We start from the raw sequence: 11,287 nt of genomic DNA, 5'->3' as shown, positions 1-11,287 counted from the left end.
TCGGGCAATCAGATCATGGGGGGCATGCCCCCCATGATCTGATGATCAAACAGGCGGCATGAACGACAACCGGGATTAGCTTAACTCAGCCGCCAAACTGTCCAAGAACGCGGGACCACCTCATGCAGCGCCGGTTCATCTCGCTGCGCTGACTGCGGGCGGCCTTGTCACCAGCGGTCCGTTTGCTGGCACGACCTTCTTCGGGCCGGGTGTTTACCGGCCGGTCCAGCGCGGGAATCCGACGGCTTCACCGTCATTCACCACGGGGGAAAGCGATTTCGTCGACTTCCCCCTCGATCGCCATCAGGGCGCGCCGCAGAAGACTTCGACCGCATTCGGACGAATTGCGTACGATGTGACCGACGACGCCAAGGTCTACACGCTTCTCAATTTAACGAGAAACACGATCGACTTAGAAACCACGAGTCCGTCGATCTTCGGGGCAACGTTTTTTAGCGGAAACCCCTATCTGCCACAGCCGCTGCAGGACCAGCTGACGGCAACGGGTACGTCTCAGTTCACGGTGAACCGTCTCCTGCTCGATGCTGGCTATATCCGCTCGCATGAGAAGCTTGAAGGGTATAACTGGGTTACCGGCGTTCGAGCGAAGCTGGGGCGGTTTAGTCTCGATGCTTCCTATCAGACGGCTAAGAACGTCATGACGGCGGACAGCACGGGCAATGTGGACGCGGCACGGTTTGCTGCCGCCCGCGACGCGGTACGCGACAGCAACGGTAATATCGTGTGCCGTCCCACCCTGGATGCCGATCCGGCCGTGCGGTCTCGCTACGCCGATTGCGTACCACTCAACTTTTTCGGCACTGGCGCCGCTAACCCCGCCGCGTTGGACTATATTACCAGCGGCACATCCTCTTATCGCGCGACAAACCGCTATGATGGTGTCAACCTGTCGCTTTCCGGTGACTTATTCTCGCTTTGGGCAGGCCCAGTCTCTTTTGCCATAGGTGGTGAACACCGTGTGCAAAGCTTGAATGTAACCAGTAACTCCGATCCGGCAGCTCCAGTCGATATCACCGGTTTGCGGGGTATCGCGGCGACGACCGGACGATTCATTACAAACAATACAGGCGTGGGCGGCGGCAAGTTCACGGTCAATGAAGTGTTTGGCGAGATCGGTATTCCGATCCTGAAAAATCAGCGGTTTTTCGAATCCCTAGACCTTAACGGCGCGGTTCGCCTCACTGATTACAGCACAAGCGGGACGGTCACCACTTGGAAGGTCGGCGGAACGTGGGAGCCGATTGACGGGCTCCGCTTTCGTGCGACAAGATCTAGAGACATCCGCGCACCCACATTGTGGGACCTGTTCCAGGGAGAGCAGCAGCAATTCATTAATTTCTTTGACGTGCATACCAACATCTCAAGTCTGATCCCGCAAGTCGGCAGCGGCAATGCTGCATTAAAGCCCGAAATCGGCGACACGACTAGCGTGGGCGTAATCTTCCAACCGCGCTTTCTGCCGGATTTCAGCCTGTCGGTCGACTATTTCAATGTGCGTGTGCGCAATGCGATTCAGCAGATCAGTCCCATTGTAGCAAATCAGGAGTGCGAAGCCTCGGGTGGGGCCGCTCCCAGCTGCGCGCTGATCATCCGGCCCGGGCCTTTCAGCGATCGTTCACCAGGCAACTTCCCAACATCGGTGCGAACGGCCCCGGCCAATATTGCCGGGCTGTGGACGCGGGGCTTCGATGTAGAAGCGAACTATCGCGCAAGGTTTGGGGAAGACACGCTGACTGCCCGACTGGCCGCGACCTATGTCGATTCGTTCCGTACGAAAGCAAGCAGCACGCAGCCCACGATCGAATATGCCGGTTGGACAGAAAACGATGGCTTGGCCAAGCTGCGTGCGTCGCTCAGCCTTAACTACCAGCACGAAAAGCTATCGGTTTTCGTGCAGGAGAGAATGATCGGCAGCCTGAAGCGTGGACCGGTGGATCAATGGGCGGAGCCCAAGCTGCCGGCGACATTCTATACCGATGTTAATCTAGGTTATGATATCGCCGACAAGACCGAAGCGTTCTTCAATGTGCAAAATCTATTTGGCCAAGATCCTCGTTATATCGGCGCGGGCAACACGCCGGGTTTGATCGTTCCGACCTTGCCCGGCGTCTACGACTTGGTGGGACGAACCTATACGGCAGGCGTGCGCTTCAACTTTTGAACGGGTTGATTATTCAAAGGACAGTTTATGCGTCTCAATCATTTCCCTCGTCTCATGCTGAACGGCGCGGCGGCAGCATTCGTGCTGTCATCAACTTGCGGTGTCGGCCTAGCGCAGCCAGCGAACAAGCGGGCCATTCCTGCTCAGCCCACGATGTTGTGCGACATCGATGCCTTCACGCCGCCCCCCGGTGTGACGATCGTGTCGGTCCATCAACGTTTCGATCCCGTGCCCCTGTGCCGTGTGCAGGGGTTCGTGACAACGACTGATCCAGGACCCAACAAAGTCGGCTTCTTGATTTCGATGCCGACCACGTGGAATGGGCGTTATCTTATGATGCCCCCAGGGGGCTCCGCGGGCTATCTGATGGAGCCTCAGGAGAGCCGCTTGAAGGAAGGCTACATATTTGCCACGACCGACAAGGGATCGCACGCCCCGACCGGGGTCGACAACCGGTTCCGCGCTAGCGAGGCGCGCAGCACCGATTATGCTCATCGTGGCGCGCACGTAGCCACGGTCGCCACCCAGGCAATAGCCAGAGAGTATTATGGCGGGCGTATGATGATCCGCTATATTCAAGGATGTTCGGGCGGGGGAGTCAGTGCGCAAACTGAGGCCGAGCTTTATCCTGAAGACGCCGACGCGTTTATTATCGGGGCGCCGGCGCCCAACGACTTCATCATGACCTATTGGGGCTACATCGCGAGCCATCTCTACCGCAATCCGGCAAGCTGGATTTCAGAGCCAGAGCTCAAGCGCATCGGTGAAGTCATCGTATCGCGCTACGATGCCGCCGACGGGGCGCGTGACGGCGTCGTGCTGAATCCATCCGATATCCGGATAGAACCCTCGATGTTCCCATTCCTCAGCGCCGCGCAATTCTCGACGCTCAAGATACTGGTCGATGGTTTACCCAACGTGCCGGGCGGGCCGGATGTGCATGTCCCCGGGTTCTGGCTTACCAACCCTGAAAAGCTAGGCGCGGCCCTATTAGGTAGCGCGCCTCCGCCTTGGACTAAGGCAACACAGCCCATCCTCTTCGGCGCCGTTGATGACCGTGTACGCGCCTTTCGCGGTAAGGATTTCAACCTGCTCACAGACATGAACTACAACAGCGTCGATGATCTGACCAAGGAATATGCAGGCGTGATGCGCTGGAAGGCGGCCAACCGCCCTCCGACGCCGGCAAATCTGGGACGGGCCCGGCAGCTTGGCAAGAAAGTCCTGCTCTGGCACGGGAATGCTGACAACCTGCTGCCACCCCTCGGGGCGCAATCGTACGCTGAGCAGGTTCGCACGATCTTTCCCCAGCAGGGTCAAGATTTTTTTCGCGCCTTCATGATTCCTAACCTGCTCCATTGTGCCGGCGGACAAGGAGCGCCCGCCGATACGCCCGACCGTATGCTGGAAGCGGCAGTAGCGTGGGTAGAGGAAGCCAAGGCTCCGGACAGCCTGGTGCTGACGACGGCGCTCCCCGACCAGACCACGCCCAGCGGGGAAGGCGATGAAATTGCCAGGTCTTACCGCGTCTGCCCGCTACCCATGCGCGCCCGCTATACCGGGAATGCGGCGTCTCAGGCGGAGATTGCGGACGCGCGCTTTTGGACATGTCGTTGACCCCAATCCGAGTAAAGGGAGTCTGGGGCTCAACCATGTTCATACAAGTCTTACGAAAAGGGACGCCGAGCAACGCATCTGACCAAAACACCAGTGTCGCACAGAGACACGAGCATTGAGCTTAAAGACTGACAGTGCAGTCGCACATGTGTTTCAAGCCGCCATTGACCCGCGGCCTGGGCTACAGCGACGGTGCAAAAAGGCGGTCAGCCGCCGTTCAATCCGGTCGCTATGTTGAAGGTGCGGGTGGTTCAGGCGCAGCATAATCTCTTCGATGCGCGGACGGGGTTCATAATCCGCGACCGCCTGAGCTGGATACGTTTCTTCGGCTTCTTTCTGGCCGGCTCGATGCCCTATGAGAATACCATCCCAGGGGGGCAAGACATGTTCAGAGACATTACCTACGCCTGAAACACCCATCCCGATAGTCGATGCATGCCCCCCTTCTGGCATCGTCATCCGACGATCGAAAGGCCGCGATCTGGGAAGGTCCCGCCGATGGTGCGGATGGCGCAGGAACCGGCAGCAGCCGACCAAAGTCAGTCGTTCCGGTCAGCCGCCGCGAACGTCCGCTCGTGACATAGGCTGGCGATGAACTGCTTCGAAGGGGACCGGAAGGAGAGCGCCCTAAATGCGGACACGAGCGACGTTGTCGTGCTAACCTGCAAGCTGCCATTTGTTCGGGTTAGCGAACGCCGTTCGATGGATTTGCCTACTCCGCCGCTCCACCGCCCAGGGCCACGAACAGCGTCGCGCGGTTCTGCAGCCATGCGCGCTGGGTCGCGAGGACCTGCTGACGGGCACTGAACAGGTTGCGCTCCGCATCGAGCACTTCGAGGTAGTCGGCCACGCCCTCGCGATAGCGCAGGCGGGCGATGCGGGCGATCCGCTCCTGCGCCTCGACCGCGCGTTCCAGCGTCGCCACCTGCTCGGCCAGCCAGCGACGGCCCGCTAGCGCATCCGACACCTCGCGGAAGGCGCCCTGCACCGTGCGGTCGTAATTGGCGACCTGTTCCACCTCCAGCGCCTGCGCGAGGTCGAGATCGGCCTCGCGCGCACCCCAGTCGAAGATCGGCAGCGAGATCGTCGGGCCGAAGCTCCAGCCGAAACCGTCACCCGAGAACAGCCCGTCGAGGCTGTCCGAGGAGAACCCGGCATTCCCGGTCAACGATATGGTCGGGAAGAAGGCCGCCCGCGCGGCGCCAATATTCGCCCGAGCTGCGCGCAATTGCTCCTCCGCCGCGATAATGTCGGGCCGGACGAGCAGCAGATCGGACGGCAAACCCGCTGCGAGACGGCGCTTGTCGCCCTGCGCTGCAAGCGTGAGGCCGTCGGGCAGGCCTTCGGGCACCTGCCCGCCGACCAGCACGGCAAGCTGGTTGCGCAGCCGCGCAAGCGCCAGCCGCTCGCTGGCGAGTTGCTGTTCGGCCTGCGTCAGCAGCGTTTCGGCCTGCCGGTAAGGCAGCGCCGAGGTCACGCCGTTGTCGAGCCGCAGCTTGGCGATCCGCAGGCCTTCGCGGCGACTCTCGGCGGTCGCCTCTGCGAGGGCGATCTGTTCTTCGGTCTCTACGATCTCGTAATAGGTCGTCGCCGTGTCCGCGATCAGCGAGAGGTAGAAGGCCCGCTGCGCTGCGACCGTGGCGAGGTATTCGGCGCGTGCCGCATCGCTCAGGCTCGCGAGACGTCCCCAGAAGTCGAACTCGAAGCTGCTGACGCCGACGCCGACGTCGAACCGGTTGAAGGTCACCGCGTCGGGCGCGCCTTCGACGTCGCCGGTATCGAGCGAGGGATTGACGCCCAGCGGCTGGCGCGTGCGCGTCCCGCTCGCATTGGCGACCACTGTGGGCAGCTTGCGGCTGTCCTGGATGCGGTAACGCGCACGGGCCTGTTCGATCCGCGCGGTCGCGGCGAGCAGATCGCGGTTGTTCTCCAGCGCGCTGCCGATCAGTTGTACGAGGCGAGGATCGGTAAACCAGTCGCGATAGGAAAGTTGCGAGGCAACCACCTCTCCATCCGGGCGATAATCCGGATCGAAGGCGGGCGCGGTCGCCGCCTCGGGGCGGACATGCTCGGGCGCCATGCTCGCGCACCCGGCGAGGCCGGTGGATAGGAGAGCGAGGGCCATGAGGCGTTTCATCACGCTTTCTCCCCTTCGGTCTGCGAGCCGGACTGTTCATCCGCCGCACCTTCCATGTGTCCGGCAGCATGCGGTTGCTTGCGGCTCACGCTGCGGCGAACCAGCAGGTAGAGCATCGGGATCATGAAGATGCCGAGCACGGTCGCCGCGATCATGCCGCCCATCACCCCGGTGCCGACGGCGATCCGGCTGGCCGCGCCGGCGCCACTGGCGAGGACCAGCGGGACCATGCCCATGGTGAAGGCAAGCGAGGTCATGATGATCGGGCGCAAGCGCAGCTTGGCGGCGGTCTTCACCGCCTCGATCCGGCTTAGCCCGCCTTCCTCCTCCTCGATTGCGAATTCGACGATCAGAATCGCGTTCTTCGCAGCAAGGCCGATGATGGTGATGAGGCCGACGTTGAAATAGACATCCGCCGGCAATCCCCGCAACATCGAGAACAGTACCGAGCCCAGCACGCCCATCGGAACGATCAGCAGCACGGCGAGCGGCACCGCCCAGCTTTCGTAAAGCGCGGCGAGCACCAGGAAGACGATCACGACAGACAGGCCCAGCAGCAGGCCGATCTGGCCGCCCGCCTGCTTTTCCTCATAGGAGATACCAGTCCACTCGAAGCCGATGCCCGGCGGCAAATCGCTCGCGAGCTGCTCCATCTCCTTGAGCGCGTCACCAGAGGATTTGCCCGGTGCTGCCATCCCCGACAGCGTCATCGCGGGATAACCGTTATAGCGGGCGAGGCTCGCGGGCGCAGCCGACCAATCAGCCTTGGCGAAAGCGCTGAATGGGACGAGCTCACCCTCTGCATTGGGAATGCGCAGCGCCAGAACATCTTCGGGCGTCATGCGATAGGGCGTGTCCGACTGAACCAGCACCTGCAACACGCGGCCCTGAAGGTTGAAGTCGTTCGCGTATGCAGACCCGAAGGTGATCGAGAGGGCTGCATTGACGTCGGCCAGAGAGAGCCCGAGTGCGCGCGCTTGTACCCGGTCGATATCGATCGTGACCTCGGGGCTCGGCCCCTGATCCTCAGGCCGCAGGTTTGCGATCAAGGGGCTTTGCGAAGCCGTTCCCAAGATCTGGTCACGCGCGGCCATAAGCGCCTTACGTCCGACGCCACCGCGGTCTTGTAGCTTCATGGTGAAGCCACTCGCCTGGCCCAGAGCGGGGATCGCCGGCGGCTGGATGACGAACGCGATGGCCTTGTCCAGCTGGCCGAACCTGCCCATCGCCTGGCCGAGCAGGCCTTCAGCACTGCTCTCTTCGCCACTGCGTTCCTTCCACGGCTTGAAGGTGGTGAAAACTGTTGCGTAGTTCTGACCCTGTCCGAAGGGGCTGAAGCCACGAATCATCACGGTCTGCTCGACCTCTTCGCGGCCCATCCAGAAGTCCGTAATCGGGTCCGCCGCATCGGTCAGGCGCTCGTCTGTGGCTCCCGGCGGGGCCTGGACGACGGTCAAGAGGAAACCCTGATCTTCGGTCGGAAGAAACGCGGTGGGCAGGCGCATGAACAAGAGCACCGTCACCAGTCCCAGCGCGACGAAGACTGCGAAGGCGCGCCAGGGGCGAGACAGGATATGGTCGTTGGTACGGCCGTACTTTTCCTGCATCCGCGCAAACCAGCGGTTAAAACCGGCGAAGAACCGCGAAGAGAAATTTCGCACACGCGCCCAACGACCTCGCCAGCCCGGCTGTGCCTCTGCTTCCTTGTCGATCTCGGGCTCGGTCGAATGATCGTGATCCTTCTCGATCGGCTTCAGGAAGGTCGCGCACAAGGCGGGGGTGAGCGAAAGGGCGAGTACAGCCGAGAAGAAGATCGAGATCGCCAGCGTGACGGAAAACTGGCGATAGATTCCGCCCGTCGATCCGGAGAAGAACGCCATCGGCAGGAACACCGCGATAAGCACGGCGGTGATACCGATGATCGCGCCGGTGATCTGGCCCATCGCCTTGCGGGTGGCCTCCAGCGGCGGCAGGCCTTCCTCGCGCATGATCCGCTCGACGTTCTCGATGACGACGATCGCATCGTCGACCAGGATGCCGATGGCCAGCACCATGCCGAACAGCGACAGCACGTTGATCGAAAATCCGAATAGCCACAGGCCCAGGCAGGCACCTGCAAGCGCGATCGGCACTACCAGCGTCGGGATAAGCGTAGCGCGCCAGTTTTGGAGGAACAGGAACATGACGAGGAACACCAGCACCATCGCCTCGACCAGCGTCTTTCCCACCTCTTCGACAGAGGCCTCGATGAAAGGCGTCGTATCGTAAGGAGTTGACCAGCTGACATCGCCCGGCAGCCCCGGCGCGATTTCGTCCATCCTGGCCTTGACCCCTTCCGCCGTCGCGAGCGCATTGGCCCCGGTGGCCAGCTGCACGGCGAGAATCGCCACCGGCTCGCCGTTCAGTTCGGTAGAAAAGGCGTAGGTCTGCGCGCCAATCTCGACTCGCGCCACTTCGCCAAGCCGGACCACTGCCGCGCCGCTGTCGGCCCGCAGGATGATATTCTCGAACTCCTCGACGGTCGAAAAGCGCCCCTCGGTGGATATCGTCGCGGTGATCTGCTGGCCCTCTTCGAGCGGCTGAGAGCCGATCGCACCCCCGGCGGTCTGCGCATTCTGTTCACGAATGGCAGAGAGCACGGCGGCGGGCGAAAGATTGTAGGATGCCAGCGCATCGGGATCGAGCCATATCCGCATCGCGTAGGGCGAACCGAAGAGCGTGATGTCTCCGACGCCGTTGACCCGTCGCAGTTCGTCGATCACCTGATTGGTGGCGAGATTGCCCAGATCGGTTGCCGATAGCGCACCATTCTCGGACGTCATCGCAACCATCATCAGAAAGCCGGAATTGGCCTGGCGGACCGTTATGCCCTGCTGGCGCACTTGTTCAGGCAGACGCGCCTCAACGGTGCTCAGACGATTCTGAACCTCGGTCTGCGCGATATCGATATCGGTCCCGGCCTCGAACGTGACCGTAATCGTGGCGCGCCCGTTGGAGCCGCTCGACGAGGCCATATAAAGGAAGCCGTCGACGCCGTTGAGCTGTTGCTCGATCACCTGGGTGACGTTCTGCTCCAGCGTTTCGGCGTTGGCGCCGGGATAGACCACGGTGATGGTGAGAGAAGGCGGGGCAACTTCTGGATACTGCTCGATCGGCAGCGCACGCAGGGCTATGATGCCAGCCAGGAGGATGCCAAGGGCAACGACCCACGCGAAGATCGGCCTGTCGATGAAAAAGCGGGCCATGACTTACTCCGCTCCCGTCGCGCGGGCGGAGGCTTTGCCGGACGGCTTGGCCGAGGGCTTCGCGGCGGGTTTGCGACCGGTCGGTGCGTTGGCGATCTTCACCGGAGCGCCGGGGCGGATTTTCTGCAGGTTGCTGACGATCACCACGTCGCCGGGCTGGAGCCCGCTTTCGACGATCCAGCTGCCGTCGACCATCGCGCCCAGCTTAACCGGTCGCACCGCCGCCTGGCCATTGCCATCGACGATGAATACCGATCCGCCGTTCTCGGTCAGAGAGACCGCGCGCTGAGGGACCATCATGCCGTTCTGGATCGCACCCGCGTAGATCTGCGCGCGGACGAATTCGCCGGGCAGCAGTAGGCCGTCGGGATTGGGAAATTCGGCGCGCAGTTCCACCGTCCCGGTCTGCCGGTCGACCGAGAAGGCGAGGAAATCGATATAGCCGGGCACGGGATATTCGGTGCCGTCCGAGAAGGTCAGACGCACCTCGACCCGGTCGTTGTCGTCGAGCTCGACGTCGCCGGCGGCGATCGCGCGGCGCAGTTTCAAAATCTCGCTCGCCGCCTGCGCGAACCCGACATAGACGGGCGACATCTGCTCGATCCGGGTCATCAGCGTGCCTTCGGCCTGGCTGACCAGAGCCCCTTCGGTCACCTGCGCTCGCCCGGCGCGCCCCGAGATAGGAGCGCGCACCGTGGTGTAGTTTAGCTGAAGCGATGCAGCCTCGAGCTGAGCGCGAATCTGCGCGACATTGGCTTCTGCTTCGCGCGCGGCAGCGAGCGCAGCGTCGTATTCCTGGCCGCTGATCGCGTTCTCTTCCACCAGCGGACGATAGCGCTCGACCACCGCACGGGCATTGGCGGCGGTCGCCCGGGCGCGGGTCAGCGCGGCCTGCGTCTGAGCATAGCTGGCGCGCAGTTCGCGCGGATCGATCCGGAACAGCGGCTGGCCGGCGCGGACATCGGTCCCTTCCTCGTAAAGGCGCGCCTGCACGATCCCGGTCACCCGCGCGCGCACCTCGGCAGAGCGGACCGGTTCGACACGGCCCGGCAGTTCGATCACGTTGGGCACCGACTGGCGCGCCACCTCGATCGTCTTGACCGGAACCTCCTGCGGCGGAGGCGAGGGCACTGCGCCGGAACAGGCGGAAAGGAGGAGGCAAGCGGCCAGGCCGGCAAGGATCGGCTTCATGAGGGAGGGGCCTTCAGTCATATTGTGCAGGTGCGAAGTTTTGTGCAGGCGCGAAGGTGTAATAGTGATTACACCCTTGCCCCGCAACCCACTTTGATGGAAGTCTGAAAGGATGAGCGATGTTTCTGACTTCTGCCGTCTGGACCGCCGCAAGAAGGCGGTCTTCCAGGCCGCGCGCGCCCTGTTCGTGGAGCAGGGGTTCGAACGCACGACGCTCGGAGACATCGTCGAGCGGGCGGGAGGATCGCTAGCGACCGTCTACAAGGTCTTCGGCAACAAGGACGGGTTGCTGGAAGCCGTGGTGTTCGAAAAGGCGGCTTCGGGAGAGGAGATCATTCAGAAGATGGTCGCCGAAGGAGGCTCGCACGCGCAGATCCTCCACCGGATCGCCGAAGGCCTTCACGCGCATTTCCTCGATCCGGAAGTCGTCGCCCTCTTGCGGATCGTCATCGCCCGCAGCATCAACGACCGCGATTTTGCGAGCCGCTTCTTCGAACGGACCGCCACCAGCACGAAACGCGCGCTCAAGGTCGCCTTTGCCAATTGGCAAGAGCAAGGCGTGGCGATGGACGGCGAGCCGGAAACGCTGGCCGAGATATTCCTCGACCTGATCGTAAGCGACCTGCATGCCGAAGCGATTTCGCACGGCGTGGGCCTGCGCCATTCCAGCGAACGGTTACGGGCGCGAACCGAGTTTTTCCTGGCGGGTGCCAAGATAGCGAACCGCTGACCGGCCGCATCCGGCCCAAAGCACGAACCCGCTCCGCGGGAGGGTCGCTTGGGGTGAGGTAGTGAGGTGGTCCCGCGTTCTTGGACAGTTTGGCGGCTGAGTTAAGCTAATCCCGGTTGTCGTTCATGCCGCCTGTTTGATCATCAGATCATGGGGGGCATGCCCCCCATGATCTGATTGCCCGA

7 protein-coding genes are annotated in these 11,287 nt (G+C 62.3%); 4 read left to right on the top strand and 3 right to left on the bottom strand.

Annotated elements, in window-relative coordinates; all coding sequences use genetic code 11:
• Nucleotides 1-355 precede the first annotated feature (355 nt).
• The 3 genes from GQO94_RS20290 to GQO94_RS20280 all read left to right on the top strand — a co-directional run bounded on the left by GQO94_RS20290 (nucleotide 356) and on the right by GQO94_RS20280 (nucleotide 4,210).
• The gene (locus tag GQO94_RS20290; protein ID WP_156843205.1) at nucleotides 356-2,182 is read left to right on the top strand and encodes a TonB-dependent receptor domain-containing protein; all 1,827 of its coding nucleotides are present in this window, start codon (nucleotides 356-358) and stop codon (nucleotides 2,180-2,182) included.
• A 27-nt stretch (nucleotides 2,183-2,209) separates the two neighbouring features.
• Nucleotides 2,210-3,799 (top strand): tannase/feruloyl esterase family alpha/beta hydrolase, encoded by a 1,590-nt coding sequence (locus tag GQO94_RS20285; RefSeq protein WP_156843204.1) that lies wholly within the window; start codon nucleotides 2,210-2,212, stop codon nucleotides 3,797-3,799.
• Nucleotides 3,800-3,991: 192 nt separating this feature from the next.
• On the top strand, nucleotides 3,992-4,210 hold the full coding sequence (locus GQO94_RS20280) for a transposase (RefSeq protein ID WP_156843203.1): 219 nt from the start codon (nucleotides 3,992-3,994) through the stop codon (nucleotides 4,208-4,210).
• Nucleotides 4,211-4,511: 301 nt separating this feature from the next.
• On the opposite strand, the gene GQO94_RS20275 is transcribed toward GQO94_RS20280, so the two are convergent.
• Genes GQO94_RS20275 through GQO94_RS20265 form a run of 3 tightly spaced genes read right to left on the bottom strand, consistent with a single transcriptional unit; the run spans nucleotide 4,512 to nucleotide 10,372 of the window.
• Nucleotides 4,512-5,936 carry an efflux transporter outer membrane subunit gene (locus GQO94_RS20275; protein WP_156843202.1) on the bottom strand — a complete coding sequence of 475 codons (1,425 nt, stop codon included), beginning with the start codon at nucleotides 5,934-5,936 and terminating at the stop codon, nucleotides 4,512-4,514.
• The gene (locus GQO94_RS20270; protein ID WP_156843201.1) at nucleotides 5,936-9,181 is read right to left on the bottom strand and encodes an efflux RND transporter permease subunit; all 3,246 of its coding nucleotides are present in this window, start codon (nucleotides 9,179-9,181) and stop codon (nucleotides 5,936-5,938) included. The genes GQO94_RS20275 and GQO94_RS20270 overlap by 1 nt, the downstream gene beginning before the upstream one ends.
• Before the next feature lie 3 nt (nucleotides 9,182-9,184).
• Nucleotides 9,185-10,372 (bottom strand): efflux RND transporter periplasmic adaptor subunit, encoded by a 1,188-nt coding sequence (locus tag GQO94_RS20265; RefSeq protein ID WP_156843200.1) that lies wholly within the window; start codon nucleotides 10,370-10,372, stop codon nucleotides 9,185-9,187.
• Between the two features lie 112 nt (nucleotides 10,373-10,484).
• On the opposite strand from GQO94_RS20265, the gene GQO94_RS20260 reads away from it, so the two are divergent.
• Nucleotides 10,485-11,102: a TetR/AcrR family transcriptional regulator gene (locus tag GQO94_RS20260; protein ID WP_156843199.1), complete on the top strand. Its 618-nt coding sequence runs from the start codon at nucleotides 10,485-10,487 to the stop codon at nucleotides 11,100-11,102.
• Nucleotides 11,103-11,287 lie beyond the last annotated feature (185 nt).

This window comes from Novosphingobium aquimarinum (assembly GCF_009746585.1).
GTDB classification, from domain to species: Bacteria; Pseudomonadota; Alphaproteobacteria; order Sphingomonadales; family Sphingomonadaceae; genus Novosphingobium; species Novosphingobium aquimarinum.
The sequence above is the reverse complement of the archived record's forward strand: the minus strand, read 5'-3'. Positions and strand labels throughout refer to the sequence as shown.